The organism is Pseudomonas sp. NDM, assembly GCF_003105095.1.
Classification (GTDB): domain Bacteria; phylum Pseudomonadota; class Gammaproteobacteria; order Pseudomonadales; family Pseudomonadaceae; genus Aquipseudomonas; species Aquipseudomonas moraviensis_A.
This window is the reverse complement of the sequence record NZ_QETJ01000076.1, coordinates 1-23,392: the sequence shown is the minus strand read 5'-3', so window position 1 is coordinate 23,392 and position 23,392 is coordinate 1. Positions and strand designations below refer to the sequence as shown.

20 protein-coding genes are annotated in these 23,392 nt (G+C 61.7%); 6 read left to right on the top strand and 14 right to left on the bottom strand.

Annotated elements, in window-relative coordinates:
* Positions 1 to 62: 62 nt before the first annotated feature.
* The 3 genes from DCO47_RS27315 to DCO47_RS16300 form a co-directional block, all read right to left on the bottom strand.
* Positions 63 to 425 (bottom strand): DUF6124 family protein, encoded by a 363-nt coding sequence (locus tag DCO47_RS27315; protein ID WP_064362961.1) that lies wholly within the window; start codon positions 423 to 425, stop codon positions 63 to 65.
* 975 nt (positions 426 to 1,400) lie between these two features.
* The gene (locus DCO47_RS16305) at positions 1,401 to 2,180 is read right to left on the bottom strand and encodes a response regulator (RefSeq protein WP_371919879.1); all 780 of its coding nucleotides are present in this window, start codon (positions 2,178 to 2,180) and stop codon (positions 1,401 to 1,403) included.
* A gap of 106 nt (positions 2,181 to 2,286) precedes the next feature.
* Positions 2,287 to 2,757, bottom strand: coding sequence for a prepilin peptidase (locus DCO47_RS16300; protein ID WP_116658462.1), 471 nt, complete (start codon positions 2,755 to 2,757; stop codon positions 2,287 to 2,289).
* 75 nt (positions 2,758 to 2,832) lie between these two features.
* On the opposite strand from DCO47_RS16300, the gene DCO47_RS16295 reads away from it, so the two are divergent.
* Together DCO47_RS16295 and DCO47_RS16290 are read left to right on the top strand one after the other, a co-directional pair.
* Positions 2,833 to 3,279 carry a TadE/TadG family type IV pilus assembly protein gene (locus tag DCO47_RS16295; RefSeq protein ID WP_042608889.1) on the top strand — a complete coding sequence of 149 codons (447 nt, stop codon included), beginning with the start codon at positions 2,833 to 2,835 and terminating at the stop codon, positions 3,277 to 3,279.
* Positions 3,276 to 6,035 (top strand): ATP-binding protein, encoded by a 2,760-nt coding sequence (locus DCO47_RS16290; protein ID WP_116658461.1) that lies wholly within the window; start codon positions 3,276 to 3,278, stop codon positions 6,033 to 6,035. Before DCO47_RS16295 ends, DCO47_RS16290 begins: the two co-directional genes overlap by 4 nt.
* On the opposite strand, the gene DCO47_RS16285 is transcribed toward DCO47_RS16290, so the two are convergent.
* The 5 genes from DCO47_RS16285 to DCO47_RS16265 all read right to left on the bottom strand — a co-directional run bounded on the left by DCO47_RS16285 (position 6,020) and on the right by DCO47_RS16265 (position 10,502).
* On the bottom strand, positions 6,020 to 8,017 hold the full coding sequence (locus DCO47_RS16285) for a pilus assembly protein TadG-related protein (protein WP_116658460.1): 1,998 nt from the start codon (positions 8,015 to 8,017) through the stop codon (positions 6,020 to 6,022). The two genes, DCO47_RS16290 and DCO47_RS16285, sit on opposite strands and share 16 nt — an antisense overlap.
* Before the next feature lie 210 nt (positions 8,018 to 8,227).
* Positions 8,228 to 8,785, bottom strand: a complete 558-nt coding sequence (locus tag DCO47_RS16280; RefSeq protein ID WP_042608892.1) for a DUF4136 domain-containing protein — start codon at positions 8,783 to 8,785, stop codon at positions 8,228 to 8,230.
* A gap of 41 nt (positions 8,786 to 8,826) precedes the next feature.
* Positions 8,827 to 9,438: a DUF4136 domain-containing protein gene (locus tag DCO47_RS16275; RefSeq protein WP_064362969.1), complete on the bottom strand. Its 612-nt coding sequence runs from the start codon at positions 9,436 to 9,438 to the stop codon at positions 8,827 to 8,829.
* 12 nt (positions 9,439 to 9,450) lie between these two features.
* Positions 9,451 to 10,200: a methyltransferase domain-containing protein gene (locus DCO47_RS16270; RefSeq protein WP_116658459.1), complete on the bottom strand. Its 750-nt coding sequence runs from the start codon at positions 10,198 to 10,200 to the stop codon at positions 9,451 to 9,453.
* Positions 10,200 to 10,502, bottom strand: a complete 303-nt coding sequence (locus tag DCO47_RS16265; RefSeq protein WP_064362974.1) for a MazG-like family protein — start codon at positions 10,500 to 10,502, stop codon at positions 10,200 to 10,202. The genes DCO47_RS16270 and DCO47_RS16265 overlap by 1 nt, the downstream gene beginning before the upstream one ends.
* 237 nt (positions 10,503 to 10,739) lie before the next feature.
* Here DCO47_RS16265 and DCO47_RS16260 point away from each other — a divergent pair, with 237 nt between their 5' ends.
* Both DCO47_RS16260 and DCO47_RS16255 read left to right on the top strand, forming a co-directional pair.
* Positions 10,740 to 11,033, top strand: a complete 294-nt coding sequence (locus DCO47_RS16260; RefSeq protein WP_073471796.1) for a hypothetical protein — start codon at positions 10,740 to 10,742, stop codon at positions 11,031 to 11,033.
* Positions 11,034 to 11,181: 148 nt separating this feature from the next.
* Positions 11,182 to 12,531 (top strand): MATE family efflux transporter, encoded by a 1,350-nt coding sequence (locus DCO47_RS16255; protein ID WP_116658458.1) that lies wholly within the window; start codon positions 11,182 to 11,184, stop codon positions 12,529 to 12,531.
* A gap of 9 nt (positions 12,532 to 12,540) precedes the next feature.
* On the opposite strand, the gene DCO47_RS16250 is transcribed toward DCO47_RS16255, so the two are convergent.
* The 6 genes from DCO47_RS16250 to DCO47_RS16225 all read right to left on the bottom strand — a co-directional run bounded on the left by DCO47_RS16250 (position 12,541) and on the right by DCO47_RS16225 (position 19,260).
* Positions 12,541 to 13,332, bottom strand: a complete 792-nt coding sequence (locus DCO47_RS16250) for a DUF4123 domain-containing protein (protein WP_064362978.1) — start codon at positions 13,330 to 13,332, stop codon at positions 12,541 to 12,543.
* The gene (locus DCO47_RS16245) at positions 13,329 to 14,675 is read right to left on the bottom strand and encodes a type VI secretion system Vgr family protein (RefSeq protein WP_116658457.1); all 1,347 of its coding nucleotides are present in this window, start codon (positions 14,673 to 14,675) and stop codon (positions 13,329 to 13,331) included. Before DCO47_RS16245 ends, DCO47_RS16250 begins: the two co-directional genes overlap by 4 nt.
* A 233-nt stretch (positions 14,676 to 14,908) precedes the next feature.
* Positions 14,909 to 16,822 carry an arginine decarboxylase gene (gene speA, locus DCO47_RS16240; protein WP_016771856.1) on the bottom strand — a complete coding sequence of 638 codons (1,914 nt, stop codon included), beginning with the start codon at positions 16,820 to 16,822 and terminating at the stop codon, positions 14,909 to 14,911.
* Between the two features lie 220 nt (positions 16,823 to 17,042).
* Entirely contained in the window at positions 17,043 to 17,414 is a 372-nt protein-coding gene (locus DCO47_RS16235; protein ID WP_007914613.1) for a translation initiation factor Sui1, read from the bottom strand.
* A gap of 217 nt (positions 17,415 to 17,631) precedes the next feature.
* Complete coding sequence (locus DCO47_RS16230; protein ID WP_042608899.1) at positions 17,632 to 18,189, bottom strand: NUDIX hydrolase; 558 nt, start codon at positions 18,187 to 18,189, stop codon at positions 17,632 to 17,634.
* A 3-nt stretch (positions 18,190 to 18,192) separates the two neighbouring features.
* The gene (locus tag DCO47_RS16225) at positions 18,193 to 19,260 is read right to left on the bottom strand and encodes a DUF2333 family protein (RefSeq protein WP_064362981.1); all 1,068 of its coding nucleotides are present in this window, start codon (positions 19,258 to 19,260) and stop codon (positions 18,193 to 18,195) included.
* Positions 19,261 to 19,675: 415 nt separating this feature from the next.
* Here DCO47_RS16225 and gcbA point away from each other — a divergent pair, with 415 nt between their 5' ends.
* Together gcbA and DCO47_RS27570 are read left to right on the top strand one after the other, a co-directional pair.
* The gene (gene gcbA, locus DCO47_RS16220; protein WP_042608901.1) at positions 19,676 to 21,346 is read left to right on the top strand and encodes a diguanylate cyclase GcbA; all 1,671 of its coding nucleotides are present in this window, start codon (positions 19,676 to 19,678) and stop codon (positions 21,344 to 21,346) included.
* Positions 21,347 to 22,795: 1,449 nt separating this feature from the next.
* Complete coding sequence (locus DCO47_RS27570; RefSeq protein ID WP_371919878.1) at positions 22,796 to 23,344, top strand: methyl-accepting chemotaxis protein; 549 nt, start codon at positions 22,796 to 22,798, stop codon at positions 23,342 to 23,344.
* The last annotated feature ends 48 nt before the right edge of the window (positions 23,345 to 23,392 follow it).

Sequence of the window (23,392 nt, the reverse complement as noted above, 5' to 3'; positions counted from 1 at the left end):
CCACAGTCGACCGTGTGCTTTCTGTGGGAGCGAGCCTGCTCGCGAAGAACGATAACGCGGTTTCAGGTCTGCGGATCAACCCGATCCAGCGCTCGATTCACCGCCAGCTCGGCCAGCATGACAATCTGCTGAATCGCCAACGCCGTGCTGCGCTGAAAACCACTCAACTCACCAGCGAAATTGCTCGCCATTGCACTGGCCGACGCCAGCGACTCACAGGCATGCGCCAACAGGCTTTCGGTATCGACATTGGGCACCACCATGAACAGCGTGCTGGGCGGGTGTGGTTTTGCGGGTTCGGGACAGAGGTAGAAATCGAGCGCGCGTTTTATCGCTTCGCGGTTTTTCACAAGATCGTCGGCGCGCAGGGCGTCTTCGAGTGGCGTGGTGGGGGATGGGGGTGGGTCTGGGATCAGTTTGTCCATTGAAACGGCTCTCCAAAATCTGCGGTGCGACCCAATGCCATTCTCACGGGGCAAAAGGTGGCAACTGTATGCGGGGTGAGAATACCGGTTATGGACACCCGGCCAGACCGAAGTCTGCCCGCACACAGCCGCCATGACGCATTGCAGACAGCGGACAAGCTGGCGGCGATTATGCGTGCACAGATACTGGATGACCATAAGTAGCAGGGTTCTCACACCCGATCGCCGAAGGTTCGACGACAGGCAGAGACTAGTGACCCGACGTCCGACGGACAACCTGAAAACCTTGTGGGAAGGTTCCGGTAAATCTGATACAGATTTAAACAACCAAACCAAAATCAAAAGCAAACCCTCACCCTAGCCCTCTCCCGGAGGGAGAGGGGACTGACCGGGTTGTTTGGATGAGGTATGCCAACCTGAGATACCGAGTTGAATGCGACGTTTCAAACAGATCAAGAGCACCCTCACCCTAGCCCTCTCCCAGAGGGAGAGGGGACCGACCGGGTTGTTTGGGCGAAGTACACCGACCTGAAATACCGAGTCGAACGCAAATTTTGAACAACCCGCAAATCGGCTCCCTCTCCCTCGGGAGAGGGCTGGGGTGAGGGGCGAATCCAGCGCAAAACCAAAGCCAGACACCGCATGCTTTTCACCACTCAAAACAATGAGCGCAAGCTCGAGTAGCTTTTGATCTTGATCTCGGAGCCCGTCGGCAGGCTGAGTGGAGGGAATGATCCGGGCGTGGGAGCGCAGCGACCGTCTGGCGCAGCCAGACACAGCGGAAGGAGGTGCAGCGAAGCAAACCGGAGCCGCTGCGCCAGGATCGATCCCGCAGCGAAGGAACCCCGAGCCCCAGCGAGGGGCCGAACGTCAGGGCGAAGACCTTTTGGTTACTTTTGGGGCGTTTGCCAAAAGTGACCCGCTGTAAGAGCGGAACCATAAGAAGCCGTTACCGCAGCAACGGATATTCACCGATTAATGAGCCGTAACCCGCTGCCGCCCAACAGAACCGCTGGGCGACAAAGCCAAGGCCAACTGCGTCCGATTATGCATATGCGTCAACCGCAACACCTGCGACACATACAGCTTCACCGTGTTCTCGGTGATCCCCAACTCACAGGCAATCTGATAATTGGTCTGCCCCTTGCCCACCAACCGCGCCACATCCAACTGCCGCGGCGACAACTGACTGAACACCGCCGGCATCTCGGCAGACGCAGGCTCACCCTCACTCACCACCGGCGCAGGCGAGCGCCGCACCTTGTCCAGATCCTGATAAAGGTCATCAATCGACTCGGACAAAAACTGCAACTTCTGATTCAGATGCCCCAGATGCAGATTCTTCTGCCGCTCCTGCAAAGCCAGCTCCTGACGCTGTACGCCTTCGAGCAACTCGGCCAGTTCAATCGGCTTCTGATAGTAATCGGCAATCCCCGCACGCAACGCCTTGATCACATCCTGCTTGTCAGCGCGCCCGGTGAGCATGATCGCCTCGAACACCCGCTGCTTGCCAGCCAGGCGCTGCAACGCCTGGATCAACTCGATGCCGTCCATGTCCGGCATGTGCAAATCACTCAGCACCAGACCGATGTCCGGGTCCGCCCTGAACAGCTCGATGGCCTCAAGACTCGAATCGCACGGCACGCAACGGTAGCCACTGCTCTCAAGAAACTCACACAGTTCTTCGACGATCAGCGGCTGATCATCGACCACGAGGATTTTTACCGCATTAGGCTTGTTCACGAACCACTCCATTGCTCGGGCCAACGCTGACGATTCCTGCACTTTGGTGGCGTATTCGCCTGAATTGAAAGTAGACCCACTTTCCGACTATGTACATAGGACTAGTGGCACCCCGCAATCAGGTGATCCAGTACAACGAAAACACTACGCCTACCCACACGAACGGCGCAAATGGCAGCTTTTTTGACTTGTCAGGGGCCAGATGGCGCAAAAGCTCCGTAAGCCCTTGACCCATAAGAGGCCAGACTTTTGGCGCGAGCAGCAGCCACAACACGCTGGCCACGCCCGCGCCAATAAACGCGCCGAGAACAAAGATGCCGTTCGTCGCAAGACCCAGGGCTGTCATTAATTTCACATCGCCGGCGCCCATGCGGCCCAGGAAATAACCGGGCAATGTCAGCAGCAAAGCGATCAGACCCGCCCAGCCGCCCTGCCCCGCGTCAGCGCCCAGCCAGGTGCTGCCGGTCGCCAGCAACCAGACCAGCGCCAGCGCGCCCACACCCAACGTCAGTACGTTGGAAATTCGCCGTTGCCGGACATCCTGCGCAGCGCAGATCGCCAGCCAGATCAGAACCAGAGAAATCTGCATCCGCTAAAAGCCGTCCGTTTTGGCTGAATGATTCTATGCTGATACTACGCAGTGACTGTCAGGGTAGACGCACGCATGAAAAACGGCTTCCGCAGGTCGCAAAAAGGTGCGGTGGCGATCGAATTCGCCTTGGTGTTCATCATCTTTTTCGCGGTGTTTTATGGGTTGGTCAGCTACGGCTTACCCTTCGTGATGATGCAATCGTTCAACCAGGCCACCGCCGAAGCCGTACGCCGCAGTGTCGCGGTGGACCCGACCACGCCGAACTATTCGACGGTGGTGGTCAACACCGCCAATGCCGCGCTGACCCAACAACTGCAGTGGCTGCCCTCGGCCCTGAATCTGGTGGTCGGGGTCGACACCAGCTCAGCGTACGACACGGGTACCGGCACCCTGACCGTCAGCGTCAATTACCCGGTGAGCAAGCTCAATCAGATCATGCCGTTTCTGGTACTGCCGGGCATTGGCACGGTGCCCAATCTGCCCACGCACCTGACCGCCCGCTCGAGCCTGCAATTTTGACTGCCGGCGATAAGCTCTTCGGGCGTTTGCTCAAGCGTGCGCCCAGCGCTGTCCTTGAGCTGCCGGACCGCCTCGGCGCACCGCCCACCGGGCTGCATCTGTATTTGAATGGCGACGGCGAGGTGTTGCAGATCGCCGGCCCGCTGCGGCATTTGCTCGCCCAGCACAAACTCAACGACCAACCGTTGCCGCTCAGCGCTTATCTGCTGCCGCATAGCCTGCTGACCATCGAAGGTCAGCCGCGGGACTGGCACGGGCAATTGCTCGATCTCGACTTTCCCGGCCTGAATGATCAGCCGCTGCACTTGCGCGGCTGGGTGCAACCATTGGGTGACGGCTGGCTGCTGCAACTGCTCGACATCGCCGACCTGCTGCTCGAACGTCAGCAATCGCGCGACCGCGACGCCTGCCAGACCCTCGCCGCGCAGGTCAGCGATCATCTGCGCACCTGCAGCCTCACGCGTCTGCCGACGGCGCTCGGCGAACAATTGCAGGCCATCGCCCAGCGCTGGCGTATCCCCTGCCTGGCCGTGGCGCTGCTCGATGAGCAAGCTCAGGGCTGGCAGATTCATCAACAGTTTCGTGGCCATGACGCTCCACAATTGTGGGAGGACGGCCAGTCATTGGGCACGCCGCTGGACAGCCTCAACGGCAGCGCGCCGCAACGCCTCGCCCAGCAGGGCCGGTATGAGCACTCGCGATTGCAGGCCACCTTCGGCAATGCCAACGGTTTCGCCGTGCCCTACAGCAATGATCAAGGCGTGGTCGCGTGGCTGCTTTGCGGGTTTTACACGGTCGACAACTTGGCACCATGGCTGACCGATCGCGACTGGCTGTCCCTGGCCGGCGCACTGGCCGGGCCGTTGCTCAGCCGCTTGCGCGAGCAGCGCCATGTGCAATCGATGGAGCGTCTCGATTCCCTGCAACACCTGCTCGGTACCGGCTGGTGGGAAATCAGTGCCGACGGGCAGATTGCACTGGCGCCGTCACTGGCCTCGGCACTGGGCCTCAGCGACCGCACGCTGGCGGTGGAAGACTGGCTGCGGCTGTTCCATCCCGCCGACCGCGACGAGTTGCGCAGCCGTTTGCACGCCCTGCAATTGCAAGGAGAAGCGCTGACCCTGAGCGTGCGCCTGCACCGCGCGGATGTCGGCGCAACCGCGACGTGGTACCGGATTCAGGGTCAGGTCAGCGGCACGGGTGAGCATCGGCGTCTGGTCGGGTTCATGCTCGATATCAGCGATATCCAGAATCAACAACAGCGCGCCGCTGCCGCCCATGCGCGGCTGGACAATCTGATCGCCAGCTCGCCAGCGGTGATCTATGTGCAGCGTTATGAAGAAGGCGCGCTGATCCCGGCGTTTTTCAGCGCCAGCCTGCAACCCTTGCTCGGCTGGACACTGGAAGACTGCGACGCGGCAGCGCTGGTCGAGCGCGTGCATCCCGATGACCGCGAACTGTATTTCCAGCGCAACCGCCAGTTGCTGCGCGAAGGCTCGGTGCGTGCGCGTTATCGCCTGCGTGACAGCCGTGGCGACTATCACTGGCTGCTCGATGAAGCAAAATTGCTGCGCAACGATCTCGGTCTGCCGGTCGAGGCAGTGGGCCTGTGGCTGGATGTCACCGACGCGACGCTTGCCGCCGAGCAGGTCCGCCAGAGCGAAGAGCGCTACCGGATTCTGGTCGAGGACTCGCCGGCAATGATCTGCCGTTATCGCCCTGACCTGACGCTGACTTTTGGCAACCGACCGTTGGCGACTTATCTGGAATGCACCCCGGAACAACTGCCCGGGGTAGATCTGGGCGGCTGGATGTCCGAGGAACAGCGCGGCGCTTTTGTGCAGCGCCTGAGCCAACTGACCCCGGAACAACCGGTGAGCACCGCGGAAATCAGCCTGCAATTGCCCGGACGCGAACACGCCTGGTGGGTCTGGTCGGATCGTGGCGTGTTCGACGAGCACGGCCAGTTGATTGAAGTGCAAGCCGTGGGCCGCGACAACACCGAGGTGCGCCGCTCGCAACAGCAACTTACGCAAAGCGCGAAGATGGCCACCCTCGGCGAAATGGCCACCGGCCTCGCCCACGAGATCAATCAGCCGCTGAACGTGATGCGCATGGCCATCGTCAACGTGCTCAAGCGCCTCGGCAACGGTGATGTTCAGGTCGATTACCTGACCGACAAACTCAACCGCATTGACGCCCAGGTGCAACGCGCGGCGAAAGTGGTCGACCACATGCGCGTCTTCGGTCGGCGCTCGGAAATCGAGCAGCAATTGTTTAATCCGGCGCAAGCGATCGAGGGCACGCTGTCACTGCTGGCCGAGGGCATGCGCGGTAAAGGTGTCGACCTGCGCATCAGCGAGACCGGTTTCGAGGCGCAGGTGCGCGGCTACGTCGATCAGCTGGAACAGGTGCTGATCAACCTGATGGTCAACGCCCGCGACGCGCTGCTCGGCAAACGCGACAGCGACTCAGCGTTCAAGCCATGGATTTCGATCTACGCCGAACGTGACGAAGAAAGCGTGCGCTTGTGGGTCGAGGATAACGGCGGCGGCATCGATCCGCGTTTGCTGGAGCGGATCTTCGAGCCGTTTTTCACCACCAAACCGATCGGCGTCGGCACAGGCCTGGGCTTGTCGGTGAGCTACGGCATCATCGCCAACATGGGCGGCCAACTGAGCGTGCGCAACTCGGCAGAAGGCGCGCGGTTCTGCATCGAACTGCCGATCGCCACGGACGATCAGATCACCAGATAGGCTTTGCCGGTCTGCCCGCAGGTCATGTTGGCGCCTACCTCGGTGTTCATCAGATTGATGCCCAGGCCTTTGAGCAGATTGTTCAGCAACGGGTCGAGCAAGGGGCTGATCAACCCGGTGACCACCGGCAACAAGCGGTTGGTGACATCGCTGATCAATGAGGCGACGCCCGTGACAATGGCGCCCAGCGGATTGCTGCCGACGGGTTTGTAGACGATCAGGTTGATCCCGGACAGGGTGTTCGCCAGGCTGCCGACGATGTTGCTGGTCGGCGCGGCGGGCAGCAGACTCGGCGGCAGTTTGAGATTGGCGGGCGTGGCGAAGGGCGTGGTACTGGAGAACAGCAGGTTCTGCGTGGTTTGCGCGACGCTGGCGTCGAGTTTGAGGGCGATGCCGCCAGCGCCGTACTGGACGTGGGAGGCGGCATCGCAACTGCCGATGCCGAGAATCCTGTGGCAGGTGATGATGCCGAGATCGACCAGCGGCAACGGCGCCACCGTTGGTTCGGCGACTGAAGAGAACGCTGCGACGGGATCGATCTTGCCGAGCTTGAGATCGGCCAGAGAGGTCGTGGTGGTGGCGGTCAGGCTTTTGCTGCCGGTGTCGCCGGTCGGGCAACGGTAATCGCTGACATAGCTTTTCGCACCGCCGGCATCCAGGGCGATATCGATTTGCGGCGAGGGCAGCAGTTTTGGATCGAGCTGTTGGCAACCGGCGCCCAACAGGCAGAGCACTGAGTTGAGCGTGTCCACCAGGTTCAGGCTCAGCAAGGCATTGAGTGTCGGCGTCAACGTACCGACCAGGCCGAGGACTGCATTGGTCAACCCGGTCACGCCGTTCAGCACCGGCAAATTCACCGACAACAGCGTGCGAACCTGCGCAGTGCGCACATAAATCCGCTCCGGTCCCATCGGGTCGGCCTTGGCCCGCGCCGGGTCGCCAATCGCCGAGAACTGCGGCGGCTCGATCACCTTCACCCGCACCGTGACACCGGCCAGCCCCAGCACATTGACCGGCAAGGTCGCCGCTACCGCGCTCTTGCTGTTGGCCAGTTGCACCACGCCCTGCACCAGTTGCAGCAACTGCAGATTGGCATCCAGTCCCGCCGCCATGGTGCCGGTCTGCAGTTGCAGGATCTCGCCGAGTCTGACCGGCGCCGCGTTGATCGCGGCGACCTGCAACTGCCCCAGCGCGGTGACCACTTGCGCGGTCGCGCCGTTGAGTTGCACCACCGTCGCCGCTGCCTGAATCAACTGTGTCACGGTCGCTTGGGTGTTGAGCAACTGCGTGTAGTTGCCGGCACCGACGTTGAGGTTGATCGCCAGTTGATCGAGGTATTTGAGCAGGTTGATGTCGGTGTGCAGCAAACCGTCCCAGCCCACTGCCGTCAGGTTGACGTTGCCGCCGAGCAGCCCGGAAAACAGCGGATTGAGAATGTTCGACTGCGCCGTGTCGATGCTGGCGAGGGTGCTGCGAATATTCAGTTGAGCGATGGTCGGTTGTGGTTTGGCGGCAACGGCTGAAGCATTGAGCGTGGTGTTGAGGCTGACCGGCGTGGCGCTGAACAGCGCCTGCACACCGCCGGCAAAACTGCTGGTGACCGTGCGGCTGGCGACGACTTTGACTGCGGTGGATTGCGTAGCATCCACGGTGAAACTGCGCACACCGCTGGCAGCGGTGGCCAGGGTGCCGCAGGTGGTGGCGAGGGTGTTGTTGGCATCGACGAGGTAGCCATTGCGCAGCGCACTTTGCCCGGCGTAACTGGCGGCCGTCAGCCCGGGCAGGCAATCACCGTTGCGACTGACCGCTTCGAGGGCGGCGGTATCCACCACCCGCTGCAGTTTGCGCTGTTCCATGTACAGGCGACCGCTGTCGACCACCAGCAACATCATCACCAGCGCCAGACTCAGGGTGGCGGCCGCCATCAAACCGATCGCCCCGCGTTGCCGGGCCGGGCCGTTGCATTGCGATCCTCGCGACATGGCGCACTCCTGTGCCGGCGCAGTGCCGAGCGCTACCTCCGTTAATGAAAAAGAGTGTAGACGCGGTCGTTCGAGACTGCTGGCGTCACGTCCCCTGTAGGAGTGAGCCTGCTCGCGATAGCGGTGTGTCAGTCACCGGCCAGGAACCAGACATACCGCTATCGCGAGCAGGCTCACTCCTACAGGGGCTGTGCCGGTTTCAGGAAATGATCAACGCGGTGGATAGTTGGCCAGAATCCTTGCGACGGTCTCGCGAATTGCATTGCTGCGATCGGCCGGATTCGGGCGGCTGCTGAGCATTTGTTCATCACTGCCGCGCCACACCAGTTTGCCGTCCTTGCCGTCAAGCAGGTCGATCTGAATGGTCGCGACCTTGTAGGTGATGTTGCGCGTTTCGTTGTACATCGGCGCGCCCCAGTAGCCGTTCCAAGGACCGCCCCAACCGCCGCCGTAATTGGTCGTCACCTGCTGCTGCCGATCCTCGACGATCAGGTAGGTCTGCACATTCAGATCACCCTTGCCGCCGCCAGCGGCCGGGCGCAAACCGCGCTGATCGAGTTGATCGGACACTGCCTGGCGGATGCGCTGTTCGGTCAGGTCACTCTTGATGCGCGGGTCATCGGGACGATATTGCAGGGCTGGATCTTTCCAGCTCCAACTGCGATACGCGGCAAAGTCGCGGCTGGCGTCGAAGTCGTGATTGACCTGGTTGGCAGCGCAGGCGCTGAGCAGCGCGGCAAAAGCGAGTAGAGCGAGACGGCGGAACATGATGTTTCTCCGGGTGAAGACATGAACCTGCTGACACGAAGTCAGCTGGGAGGATACGCCGCCATGGCTTTTTCCACAGCCTCGCGAATCGCATCGGCGCGTTCGATCTGATTGCCCTGGGTGCCGGTTTCGGCGCTGGCGCTCCACACCGGTTGACCATTGCCGGCATCGAACAGATCGACCCGCACCACCACGACCTGCTCCTGATAAGTGCGCACGATCGGAACGGAGTTGTACATGCCGTAACCGCGACCATACCGATCATAGCCGCCGTAACCGCCGTAGTAGCCGTAATCGTCGCGGACCTGTCGCAATCGGGTTTCCAGATGCAGATCGGCGCTGACCAGCAGGTCGGCCGGGCGGTTGTCGCGCATCGGGCGCAAGCCGCGCTGGTCGAGGGCGTTGCTGACCGCCTCGGCCACCTGCGCCGAGTCGGCCCACGCCGTGCCCGGTGGCAACTGGCCGTTGAGCCAGGCCCAGTTGCGGTAGCGCCCGTAATCACGCGGCGGCGCCGGGTAGGCGCTACGGTCGAAAGTAGTGGCGGCTTGCGGCGGCGCCGGCGGCAAGGGCCGCGACTGCGCCACGTAGGGGTTGCTGCCCTGACAGGCGGCCAACCCCAGACACATCAGCAATAACCCGCATTGAGCTTTCATGTCGCGCTCCGATCAGATCGGCCGGCAGATCCAGTGCAAGTAACGCCCAAGCCCGGCGAAGCCTGGGTGACGACGGTGCGCGAGTTCCATTTCCAGCAAATCCGCCAGTTCGGCGCGGGCCTGGAATTCCACCGGCATGTAATCGTGAAATACCCGTACACCGCTCTGACTTTCGACCTGCCACATTCCGGCGAGTTGCGTCGCCAATTCCCGTGGGTCGAGAGGCTGTTGCGGGGTCAGGCTCTGCTTTTCGCCGGCCATGACGTTCTTGCGCATCTTCTTGAAATGGCCTTTGAGCAGATTGCGATAAATCAGTGCATCACGGTTGTAGAACGCCAGCGACAGCCAGCCGCCGGGCTTGGTCAACTGGTGCAGCATCGGCAGGATCGCATGGGGCTCGGCGAGCCATTCCAGCACGGCGTGGCAGATCACCAGATCATAGGGTTCGGTGAGCTGACCGGGGAGTGCCTGCCACGGCGCCTGAATGAACGTCGCGCTTTGTCCGGCTTCGGCAAACCGCTGGCGCGCACCCTCGAGCATCGGTTCGGCCGGCTCGGTGAAGGTGACGTCATGGCCGCGCTCGGCCAGCCACAGCGACATGTGCCCCAAGCCCCCGCCGATATCGAGCACCCGCAGCGGACGATCCGGCAAAGCCTCGCTCAGGTCGGCCTGCAACACGGCGAGACGAATCGCGCCTTTGGCGCCGCCGTAGATTTTTTCGGCGAAGCGCGTGGCCAACTGATCGAAATGACGGTCGCTCATCAGTTGAACCGCCGTTCGCTGTCGGCGAGCTTGGCGCGCACCACTTCATTCATGTCCAGGCCCAGCTCGCTGCACAGCAGCAACAGATACAGGACGATATCGCCGACTTCCTGCCCGGCATGGGCGAGTTTGTCCGCCGGCAACTGGCGCGACTGGTCTTCTGTCAGCCACTGGAAGATTTCCACCAGCTCGGCCATTTCCACGCTGGCGGCCATGGCGAGGTTTTTCGGGCTGTGAAATTGCCGCCAGTCATTGCGGTCGCGAATGGCGTGCAGGCGTTCGGTCAGTTCAACAAGGTTCATCGGGCTCTCCTGAAGACGCATAGCTTCGGGGGGATAGGTGCTTAAGGCAAGCGCAAAACCTGTAGGAGTGAGCCTGCTCGCGATTGCGGTGTTTCAGTTAATAATGATGCTGGATGTAACGACCTCATCGCGAGCAGGCTCACTCCTACAGAGGACGTGCAAACGCTCTATAGTTGCAGGGAACTCGGCCGCCCTCGGCGTGGCCCAAGGCTCAGCTCTTTCATCAGGGATGCAGACATGCGTGTAGAAAGCTTTTTCGAATGGCTCGGCCAGGCACTCGGTTCGATCATCCGCTTTATCGTCGACGGCCTCAGCGGCCTGTTCAATATGCTCAGCAATGCCGGCGGCAACTTTGTCGACGGCCTGGCGCAGACGCTGGGGATGGACACCTCGATCATCAGCATCATCGCGCTGATCGTTGGCCTGATGCTGTTGTGGTCGGCGATTCGGGCGTTCATGAACGCGTCGATCATTGCCGGGATCATCTGGTTGCTGCTGGGGTTGTGGTTGTTGAGCTGGATCATCCATTAACCCACCGCCCCCTGTAGGAGTGAGCCTGCTCGCGATCGCGGTATGTCATTCGAAGCTTGTGTGACTGAACGGGCGCTATCGCGAGCAGGCTCACTCCTACAGTAAATTGCGTTAATCGCTACAATCCCCGCTCCCCCAAGGAGCCTGCATGTCCTCTCTGATTACCGACTGGCGCGACCGCCCGACTCACCGCAAGGTCTGGGCGCTCGCCGCGCCGATGATCCTCTCCAATATTTCCGTGCCGCTGGTGGCGCTGGTCGACAGCACTGTCATTGGCCATCTGCCGCATGCCCATCAGTTGGGCGCGGTGGCGGTCGGCGCCAGCCTGTACACGTTTTTGGCCTGGGCGATGGGTTTTCTGCGCATGGGCACCACCGGTTTTGCCGCACAGGCTGCCGGGCGCAGCGATGGCGCGGCGTTGCGGCAGATTCTCCTGCAGGGTCTGTTGCTGGCGATGGGGCTGGCGATCGTGCTCGGCTGTCTTGGTGTGCCGCTCAGCGGCGTTGCGCTGCACTTCATGCAGCCATCGACGGAACTGGAGCTACTGACCCGGGAGTTTTTCCACACGCGCCTGTTCGGCCTGCCCGCAGCGCTGGCAACGTACGTGCTGGTCGGCTGGTTCCTCGGCACGCAGAACGCGCGGGCGCCTTTGGCGATTCTGCTGAGCACCAACCTGATCAACATCGTTCTCAATCTGTGGTTTGTCATCGGTCTGGACTGGGGCGTGGTCGGCTCCGCCCGCGCTTCGGTGATCGCCGAATGGAGCGGCGCCCTGCTCGGCCTGTGGCTGACGCGCACGGCGTTGCGCGCCTATCCGGGGCAGATCATCTGGTCGGCGCTGAAAGTCTGGCAGAGCTGGCGCCCGCTGCTGGCGGTCAACCGTGACATCTTCATCCGCAGCCTCGCCCTGCAATCGGTGTTTTTCCTGATCACCGTGCAAGGCGCGCGGCTCGGCGATGCGACGGTGGCCGCCAATGCGCTGTTGCTCAACGGCCTGCTGCTGACGGCTCATGCCCTGGACGGTCTGGCCCACGCCGTCGAAGCCTTGTGCGGCCATGCCATCGGCGCGCGGGATCGACTGGCACTGCGCCGTTCGCTGGTGGTGGCCGGCGGCTGGTCACTGATCGCCAGCCTTGGCTTCGCTGCGCTGTTTCTGCTCGCCGGACACCTGTTCATCGAAATGCAGACCGATATCCAGAGCGTGCGCGACACTGCTTTCGTCTACCTGCCCTACCTCGCCGTGCTGCCGTTGATAGCGGTCTGGAGTTACCTGCTCGACGGGCTGTTCATCGGCGCCACCCGCGCCCGGGAAATGCGCAACGGCATGCTGTTAACGGTGCTGCTGTTGCTGCCCTTCGCCTGGTTCTTGCAGGAGCTGGGCAATCACGGCCTGTGGATATCTTTCCTGCTGTTCATGGTCTTGCGCAGCGTGACCCTTGGCGCGCAAGCCCTGTGGCTGAAACGCAGCGATGGCTGGTTCAGCGGCAAGGCTCACTGAGCAAAACAGTCAGCCCGCCGCGCCCCACTGACGACGCAGATGATCGAGCCGCTCCTGCTGCGTCAGCCCCGCCGGCGGCGCAACCAGCGCGGCGCGTGGATGCAGCAGACGCAACCACAGCCAGCCGTCGAGCACGGCACGATCGCTGAAACCCAGCGCCAGACCTTGTTGCACATGCACAGAGATCGTCTGGTAATCGGCGCTCAGGGACTGGCACCAGCGCCAGATATGCTGCTCCAAAAGGCAGGTTTGCAGGCGTTCACGCTGGCGCCGGGTCAGACTTTCCTCGATGCCCAACGGCTCGACGAGCAGACCGGGATTACGCAATTGCTGCCAGCCCTGACTGCCGATGGCGCGGTCGGCCCACGTACCGCCAAACCAGCGCAGGTAGCGGATCGGCCCGAGCCAGCGACTCAGTTGCGCGGCGTCGCAGGCGTCGAAGAAATAGCTCGCGGTCTGACGGTTGTAATAGCTGAGCAAGGCCCGATGATTCAGACCGAACGAAACCGTGAGCATGCGCTGCAAATGGCTCAGCAACTGCTGCGCGGGTATTTCGCAGCTCAGCAGCAGGCCGCGCCAAGTGTCCGGATCGTGCAGACATAACGCCGTCAATCCCGGGCTGTTGCGCAAATCGACGAGGACCGGGCCATGCTCACTGACCGGTTGAAACTCAGTGCCGTCAAACAATCGGTGACGTTGCACATCGGCAAACCCCTGGCGCAAAGTTCGCAGGGCACGTGACGCGTCCGGAGTATCGAGCAACAGCCAGTGCGCCACAGGCTCAAGCGCCGCGCCGCTCATCTTGCGCTGCTCTGGTCGAGCGCAGTGAGCAACCGGCAGCTGCATACGGATTCAGCGCAATGGTTGAAACTCCCCCCACCCGGCAGCAGACACAGCAGCAGCAACGGTTCGCCGGACTGTAGCAATTGCTGCAATCCATCACTGACCAGCAGTTCCGGCAGCGGTGACGGAGCATCGTCCTCAACCGCATCCTCTGGCAGCACCGAGGGCTTAAGAACGCCAGTGACCATCGGCTGATCAGGATCGCCTTCAAGAAAACTCACCACCACCTCCACGCCATCGGCCAACGCTGCCGAAGGCAAATCGCTCAGGGTTGGCGCGAGGGGCAGCCAGCAATGGCTCGGCGCTGCGCCCTCGCCCTGATAGAGCCAGTCGAATTGCACCGCGACGGGCCGCGAGCGATCAGGTTGCGCTTCGTCGACCGACACTACCCAAGCGCGCTGCAGGCTGTGCATGCGTTGTTTGGGCGGCATCGCGGCGGCCGCAGAGACTGGCACCCGCGCGGCCGCGAACAGGCGATTGCTGTAGGCCGGTTCGAGAGACTGATCGGCGCGGTGCTCGATGCGGGTCAGCAACCAGGGGCGATTGCATTCGATGAAAGGATGGTCGTCCAGCGGCAGCCACTGACCGCTGCGCAGGGCGGGCAAATCGCTGTGTCCTTCGGCATAGGGTCCTCGCTGGCTGGCCTGGGAATCGTCTTGCAGTCGCCATTGGCGGACGGCTGGCGCAACGCCCCGGTGGTCATGCTCAGCCTGATAGTGCGCGACATCGGCCTGCGGCAACCGCGTCGGATCGTCGCCGAACACCAGGCAATGCCGGTCGCGGTGATGCTCGAAGTGATAGTGAATGCGTGCCTGTGCGCACAAGCGCTGGAGCAGTTGCAGATCGGATTCGCGGTACTGGGTGCAGAAGGTGCGGGGCGGGTAGTCGCTGTGCAGGTCGAAACGCCGTTGCAGGCCGACGATGCCATGTTCGCGCAGCACCTGTTCGATGATCTGCGGCACAGAACGGCCGCTGAAAATGCGCTGGCTCAAGCGCAGGTCGAGGCAATCGAGCCTCGGCCCCAGGCGCACTCGGCTCAAGCGCAGACCATGGCTGTGCTCATGCTGGACAAGGCTGTGCAACTGTCCGTGCACGCCTTGGCCGGGCGGGCCGAAACACAGGTAGGCCGAACGGTGCAGCAGGCCGGCGAGATCCAGATGCGGATCGTCGATTACCACATCGATCTCGAAGGCGAAGGGTTCGCTGAGCGCTTCCCTTCCGGTAAAGGCGAGAACTTCGAAGGGGTCGGACAGGCCCGCTACATCGAGACGAAACGACGGCTCGTTGACTGGATCGAACATGGGCGGATCTCTACAGGAGGGGCGGCCGGGGATTCTCGCCGAGAGGCTTGGCCGAGTAGAGAGGCGAAGTACAACTTAGGAAATGACCTACGCGAAAAGCAGACCAGAAGAGTTTGCTGACCTAAGTAGCACAGGTTTTCCTGAAAAAATCAGGAGATGTCCCACCGGGTTATCCGAATTTTCCACAGCTTGCGGAAAAAAATCGGACAACCCGGTCGGAACGCTATCGGGTCTCAGGAAGACAGATAGGACGAGCGGGTCAGGCCCAGACGCAAAGCATCGAGGAACTGCGTGCGCTCGCTGGCGCTGATGCGGGCACTGGCGCACTTGTCGCGGTAGTGAGTCATCAGTTCTTCCGGCGACAAGTGCACGTACCGCAGCATGTCTTCGATGGTGTCGTGGGTCTCGATGCCCGCGTGGTACACGCTGCCATCGGCGTTCTGATAGATGTTCACCGAGTCGGTGTCACCGAACAGGTTGTGCATGTCGCCGAGGATTTCCTGGTAGGCGCCGACCAGGAACACGCCCAGCAGGTAATCTTCGCCTTCGTTCAACGCATGCACCGGCAGGCTGGTTTCGATGCTCTGCTCGTCGACGTACTGGTTGATCTTGCCGTCCGAATCGCAGGTCAGATCCTGCAGCACCGCCCGGCGCAGCGGCTCTTCGTCGAGACGGTGCAGCGGGATGATCGGCAACACCTGATCGATCGCCCAGGTGTCCGGCAGGCTCTGGAAGACCGAGAAGTTGCAGATGTACTTGTCGGCCAGCTTGTCGTTGAGTTCGTCGAGCACCTGACGGTGCGAACGCTGACGCGCCTTCAGCGAGTTGTGCAGGCGCCGGCAAACAGCGAAATAGCATTGTTCCGCCAGGGCCTTTTCCGCTAGGGTCAGCTTGCCATCGGCGTACTGCGCGGCCACGTCGCTCATGTAGTGCGTAGCGCGCCAGTAGGTTTCGGTGACCATTTCGATGTCGGTCGGGCCGAGCAGGTCCACCAGCCACTGCACGGTTTCCGGCAGGCTTTCCTTGTTTTCGATCAGCGGGATTTCGTCGTTGTGTTTCTCGACGTCGGTCACCTGCACCACCAGCATTGCGTGGTGTGCAGTCAGCGAACGGCCGCTTTCCGAGAAGATGTGCGGATGCGGCAGGCTCTGCGCGTCGCAGAATTCCTTGAGCATGCCGACCACGACGCCGGCGTAATCGTCCATGTCGTAGTTGATCGAACTGGCATTGCGCGAGTGGGTGCCGTCGTAGTCGACACCAAGGCCACCGCCGACGTCGATGTGATCGACCGGCAGACCGAGGTTGCGCAGTTCGCCGTAGTAACGAATTGCTTCCTTGAAGCCGTGCTGGTAGTCCGCGAGGTTGGCGATCTGCGAGCCCATGTGGAAGTGCAGCAGGCGAATGCCCTGATCCAGACCGGCGCCACGGAAGCGCTCGACCACCGACAGCAACTGCGCCGCCGACAGACCGAATTTGGATTTCTCGCCACCGGTGTCCGCCCATTTCGACGAGGCCAGCGACGACAGGCGCACGCGCAGACCCACCTGCGGCTTGACCTTCAGCGAGGCCGCTTCTTCGATCACCAGACCGACTTCGGATTCTTTTTCGATGACGATGAACACGTTGTGGCCGAGCTTCTGGCCCATCAGCGCCAGACGGATGAACTCGCGGTCCTTGTAACCGTTGCAGACGATCGTGCCGCCCTTCGGCGCCAGCGCCAGCACGGCCAGCAGCTCAGGCTTGGAGCCGGCTTCCAGACCGATGGAGACGTTCTGGGTGGCGATGATGTTCTCGATCACCGCTTCTTGCTGGTTGACCTTGATCGGGTACAGCGCGGTGTACTTGCTCTGATATTCCAGGCGTTCGATGTTCGAATCGAAGGCCCCGGTCAATTGACGGACACGGTCTTGCAGGATGTCGGGGAAACGTACCAGCAACGGCAAGGACAAACCGCTCTTGCGCAGTTGGTCGACTTGTTCGAACAGATCGATGGGCGAGCTGCTCGGGCCGTTCGGACGTACTTCGACGCGACCGGCTTCATTGATCGCGAAATACCCGGCCCCCCAATGGCGAATCCCGTAAACGCTGCGGCTGTCCGCAACTGTCCATTGGCTGCCATCGTCTTTACGTGTGCGTCGTACGGACATCGAAGTCCCCTATAAAGAAGTCAGAGTGCGTCGCCTGAAGTGCAGGCCGGCGCAGTCTAAAGAATGAAAATGACGGTTCGTCAGTGCGGCGGTAGACCGCACTGACTGCGTGGAGTTTAGAAACCGGTCATGAACAGGCTCTGTGAAAACCATGGCGACGACGCCGGAGTCGAGAACACTCGAAGCCGGATCAAGCCGCCGGAGGGTTTCACAGAGGCTGCTAGCCGCCGGATTTCTTCGCTTTGAAACCGTGCTTGATCAGCTCTGCCAAGAGTAGCTCGACGTGATCGCCCTGGATTTCGATGATGCCGTCCTTCAACGCCCCGCCGGTGCCACAACGTTTTTTCAACGTCGTCGCCAGCTCCTTGAGCGCGTCTTCGGCCAGGGGCACGCCGGTGATGGTGGTCACCGTTTTGCCGCCACGTCCTTTGCTTTCGCGACGCACGCGGGCAATGCCGTCACCGGCCGGGATCACGGTTTGTTTGCAGATACAGGCGTCCACCGGCTTGCTGCATTCCGGGCAATGACGACCTGCGTCGGTGGAAAATACCAGGCCGCCCAGGGCGGCGAAGGATGCGGCTTTCTTGGCCACCGGCAATCCTCTCGGGAGGACAAAGACTGATCGCAACCTTGGGCAAGGTCAGCGACCGCGAAGCCCCACTCAGGCAGGGGCAGCGCTACTGCATCGGAAAACTATGAACGCTGGGCTGAATCTCTGCAGGCCAACCTCAAGCCATCCGGTGCAGCTTGAAAAGGTCGCGCAGTGTAACGACAAAAATCGCGATTGCTAAGTGCCAATCGGCGCCAATTCATGTGTTCTTTGCGACGGGGCTCTGCTGCGCCTTGAGATAGCGCTTCAATGCGGCCAGAGAGTCCGGGCAATAAGGCTTTTCGGTGATTTCCCGCATGACCTGTTCGACGGGAATGAATCGCGCTTCGAGGACTTCCTCCGGCTGCAGTTTCAGCGGCCCGTCCCATACAGCGGAAAACGCCGAACACCACAATCGGTTGCCGGTGTCTTCGAAGTAGAAGTGATCGTGAGCGGTCAGCTCGACGCCGCTGACGCCCAGCTCTTCCTCCAGCTCGCGCGCCGCCGACTCGGCGTAGCTTTCGTCGGCCTGGACCATGCCGCCGGCGGCAACATCCCAGTAGCCGGGATAAATCGCCTTGCTCAATGTGCGCCGGTGCACGCACAACTCACCGGCGGAATTGAACAACATGATGTAGGTGCCACGACCGATCAGCCCGCGTTCGCGCAAATCGGAACGCACCAGGGCGCCGAGCAGGTTGTCGTGCTCGTCGACCCAGGCAATCTGTTCAGCATCCGAGGCAGCGCGATGGGCCGCCTCTCCGGGGGTCTGGCTCACGTATCAGCCCTGATTGAGCAGTTGACGCAGATCGATCACCGCGGCGTTGGCCCGGGAAATGTAGTTGGCCATGACCAGCGAGTGGTTGGCCAGAACGCCGAAACCGCTGCCGTTAAGGATCATCGGGCTCCACACCGGCTCTTGCGAAGCCTCCAGTTCCCGAATGATCTGGCGCACGCTGACGGTGGCGTTCTTCTTCGCCAGCACATCAGCGAAGTCGACTTCGATGGCACGCAGCAGATGCGACAGTGCCCAGGCCTGACCCCGTGCTTCGTAGAACACGTTGTCGATCTGCATCCATGGGGTTTCCACGACTTCTTCGTCAACCTGCGGCACTTCGCCGACCGCCGGGACTTCGGTTTTCAGCGCAGTGTTGAGCTTGACCCGGCCGACACTGGCCGACAGGCGTTGCGACAGCGAACCAAGACGGGTGCCGACGTCGCCCAGCCAGTTGTTGAGGTTGTCGGCGCGGGCATAGAACAGCGCGTTTTTCTGATTCGGATCGGACAGGCGCGCCTGATAACGGCTCAGGGAGTTGATGCCTTCCTGATATTCCGACTCACTGGACGGCAGCACCCAGCTCTTGTTGTCGAAGTTGAAACGCGGTTCGGCCTTGGCCAGATCGGCGTCTTCGGCCGACTGCGATTGCGAACGGGCGAAGTCTTTGCGCAGGGCACGGGTCAGGTCACGCACCTGCACCAGCACGCCGTATTCCCAGCTCGGCGTGTTGTCCATCCACAGGCCCGGCGGGAAACGATCGTTGGAAATGTAACCGCCCGGCTTGTTGAGCAAGGTACCGGCAACGGTTTTCAGGGTTTCGACGGTGGTGTAGCCGACCACCATTTGCTTGCCTTCTTTCTCGGCAGCGACCTGGGCATTTTGCGCCACTGGAAACAGCTCCGGTTCCTGGCTCCAGTACCAGCCCAGCGCGATGGTCACCAGCAAGTAGAGACCAATCACTGTGGCCAGCGCCCGGCTGAAAAATAGCCCGCCGACATAACTGCGGGTGGCCGACTTGGGCTCGGCGGCACGTTCAGGCGCGCTGCCCGCGCGGTTTTTCCAGTCCAGCATGGCGATATCCTTTCAATCACTTGGGTTCAACGGTTCGACCACAACCATACAACAACGTGCCTTGGCCTAGCACCTGCCGCTAACGATAAGCCGCAAATCGTAGGGGCCGATGACGCTTCGCGACACGCTAGGGGATTCCCTGATACTGGCAATGCCTGCGATGCAGCGAACCCTGACCTGAGCGTGGTCCGCGCAACGATGGAGAATTCCCGGCTGTTCTGCCCTTCCTTTCAAGTCGAACGTGCGGATTCCGGGCGTCGGACAGACCCGCAAGTGCGTGAGAAAACCACCCGGTCAGAAACTGAATCGTGTCGTCCAGCAGATTATTGACGTACGACACTCGTCTAAGGGAAAAGAGGTGCTAGCATAGAGCCACCAGTCGATCTCAGCATGCACCCTAACTAGTAGTCAGGATATGACCGAGCCAGAAGACCCCAGCCGTGAGCGTCTCAAGCACCACTTTGCCCAGCGGGTAATTCATCAGGCACGTCAGATTCTTGAGATATGGCAGCGCCTGCAACGCAGTGAGTGGTCCACCGTCGACCTCGCCGAACTGAGCGAGGCGAATCTGCGTCTGCTGCGTTTTGCCGAGCGTTTCGAACAGCCGGAACACACGCAGTTGGCGCATCACATCGGCCAGTCGCTGCAGGCGGTGGACGCCAACCGTGGCCGTCTCAGCAGCGGCCTGATCACCGATCTCAATCGCTTGATGCAGCGCCTGTCGCGCACCGGCCTGCGCCATGGCGATCAGCTCGACCAGACCTTCCTGCCGCCACTGCGCAAGCCGATCTATGTGATGTTGCAAGACCACGACCGCGCCGAACGGCTGGCCAAGCAGCTGGAATTTTTCGGTTTGAGCGCGCAGGCACTGGACAGCGTCGCCGCGTTTCGCTCGTCGATGGTCGAGCGCTTGCCCGCGGCGATTGTCATGGACGTGGATTTCAGCGGTCCCGGCATCGGCCTGAAACTCGCCGCCGAAGCTCAGGTCGGCCTCGAAGAACAGCTTCCATTGCTGTTTTTCAGCCTGCATGAAACCGATACCCCGACCCGTCTCGCCGCCGTGCGCGCTGGTGGTCAAGAATTTCTCACCGGCACCCTCGAAGCTTCGAGCCTGCTGGAAAAAATCGAAGTGCTGACCTGCGTCGCCCAGTACGAGCCCTATAAAGTGCTGATCATCGACGACTCGCGCGCGCAGGCCTTGCACACCGAGCGCCTGCTCAACAGCGCCGGGATTGTCACCCGCACCTTGATCGAACCGATTCAGGCGATGGCGGAACTGGCGGATTTCCAGCCGGACCTGATCATTCTCGACATGTACATGCCGGCCTGCACCGGCACCGAACTGGCCAAAGTGATCCGCCACAACGACCGCTACGTCAGCGTGCCGATCATTTACCTGTCGGCCGAGGACGATCTGGACAAGCAGCTCGACGCCATGAGCGAGGGCGGCGATGACTTTTTGACCAAGCCGATCAAGCCACGGCACTTGATCACCACGGTGCGCAACCGCGCCGCCCGCGCGCGCAATCTGAAAGCGCGGATGGTCCGCGACAGCCTCACCGGGCTGTACAACCACACGCATATCCTGCAGTTGCTCGAAGACTGCTCGTTCCGCGCCCGCCGCGAGAACAAGCCGCTGAGCTTTGCCATGCTCGACATCGATCACTTCAAACGGGTCAACGACAGCCACGGCCACCCGATGGGCGACCGTGTGATCAAGAGTCTGGCGCTGTTCCTCAAGCAGCGTTTGCGCAAGACCGATTTCATCGGCCGTTACGGTGGCGAAGAATTCGCCATCGTCATGCCCGACACTGATATCGACGCGGCGCACAAAGTCCTCGACGAGATTCGCCAGCGCTTCGCCGAGATTCATTATCCGGCGCAGCCGCAGGATCTCTGGTGCACGTTCAGCGCCGGCGTGGTGGAAATGTGCGATGACTCCGACAGCCTGATGATGGCCAGCCAGGCCGACGAGGCGCTGTATCGCGCCAAGGGTGCCGGACGCAATCGGGTGCAGACCGCCAGACAATCAAAGCAAAGTGCCACTTTTTCATCGGAATCCACTGATTCGGTCATAACCCTGTAATAGAACCGCAATAAATTCAGGCGCTTACCATTTCTGCCGTTGGTAGCCGTCATGCGCCTGAAGTTGCTCACCAATCTCAACACTCTGCTGCTGGTCGCCGTCTGCGTGGCCCTTGGCGCCACGCTGTGGTGGTCGCAAAAAGCCCTCGAACGTCCGTATCTTTTGATGGAGCGGTACCTGGGGCTGTCGCAGCAATTTCAGAATGAAGTGGCGCGCAACGTCGAGGATTACCTCGCCAGCGGTGACGCGCTGCGCCTGAGCAGCGCCGCCCAGGCCATCGACAGCGTGCACAAGCAACTGAGTGAATTGCCCCCGGCGCTGGCCGACACCGTGCAGCCAAGTCTGTCGAGCCTCGATGAATTCAGCAAAACCGACCTGCTCGCCGCCGGCAAACTGGCCGGCGATCCGCAAGCCCTGCTGTTGCAGGCCGAACGCGAACTCAGCGCCGGCCTCGACCAGCTCAACACCTACGCCAATGGCAACGCCGCCTATCTCGCACCCCTGCTCGCCGCGTCGCAGCATCTGGGCAAATTGTCGCTGGCGCGGGACAAACTGGTGAGCAGCGGGCGCAGTGAGCTCGCCGCCGATGTCGAGCGCGAGGTCGGCAGCATGCGCGCCGAGGCCCAGGCAATCGACGCCCTGCCCTTGCTCGGAGTGGTCACCCGCACTGAATCGAACAGTGACGATTTCGCCGCACTCATGGGCATCGAGAACACTGATAAAGCCGCCGCCGAGGATGCCGGTGTCGGCCTCAAACGCGAACTGAACAGCTTGCTCGGCCGCTACCCGGCGGAACTGGCGCGCACTCGCGAGCAGATCCAGAAACGCGCCGATCTCAGCGCCGCCACCCACGAAAAAATCGCCAGCGTGCAACACGCCATTGCGGGCCTCGAACCGGTGGTGCGCGCGCAACACGGGCAGATCCAGGGCGAAGTGCGGCTGATGCAAGGCGTGATGATCGGCCTGATTCTGCTGATCGCCCTGCTCATCGACACCTTGCAACGGCGCCTCGCCCGCACTCTGACCAACCTCGCCCCGGCATTGTCGACCTGGGCCGAAGGCGATTTCAGTCGCGACATCCAACTGGGCAAGACCAACCGCGAACTGCACGACATCGAAGCCTCGCTCAATCGCTTGCGCGCCTATCTGGTGGATCTGGTCGGCACGATTCGCGGCAACGCCGAGCAAGTCGCGGGCAGCAGCCGTACCCTCGCCGAACTGAGCAATGACCTGCACAGCGGCGCCGAGCATCAGGCCGGTGATACTGCGCTGATCCGTGACTCACTGGGCGAACTGGAGGCGACCATTCAGCAAGTGGCCGGCGACGCCCGCCAGGCTGCCGATGCCAGCCGTCATGCCGGTCTGGCTGTCGAGCATGGCCAGGCTGTGATCGGCCAGAGCCTGACCGGATTGCATGCTTTGGTCGGTGAAGTTCAGGGCAATGCGCAGATGATCGAGCACCTCGCCGAGGAGTCGGCAACTATTGGCGGCGTGCTGACGGTGATCCGCTCGATTGCTGACCAAACCAATCTGCTCGCCCTGAACGCCGCGATCGAAGCCGCTCGCGCCGGCGAGATGGGCCGGGGTTTCGCCGTGGTTGCCGAAGAAGTGCGCTCGCTGGCGCAGCGTACTGCCGGAGCGACGGCGGAAATCCAGACGCTGATCGCCGGCCTGCAGACCGCCGCCCGACAATCGGTTGAGGGTATGCGCGCCCAGGTCGAACACGCCGAAGCCACGGCCAGTCAGGCGCAGGCGGCGGACGGTGCGCTGGATAAAATCGTCGGCGCGATTCAGACCATCGCCGACACGGCTGTGCGCATTGCCGATGTCACCGCACAACAAAGCGGCGCGGTGAGCGAGATCCGCGATCACAGCGAGCGCATTCATCAACTGGGTGGGGATAACCTGCTGCGCATCGGCCAAGGGCGCGAACAGGGCGAGAATCTGCTGGTGCTGGGTGGGCGATTGCATACGGCCGTTCAAGCCTTCCGCGTTTGATAAACCGCTATCGCGAGCAGGCTCACTCCTACAGGGGATACGCATTCC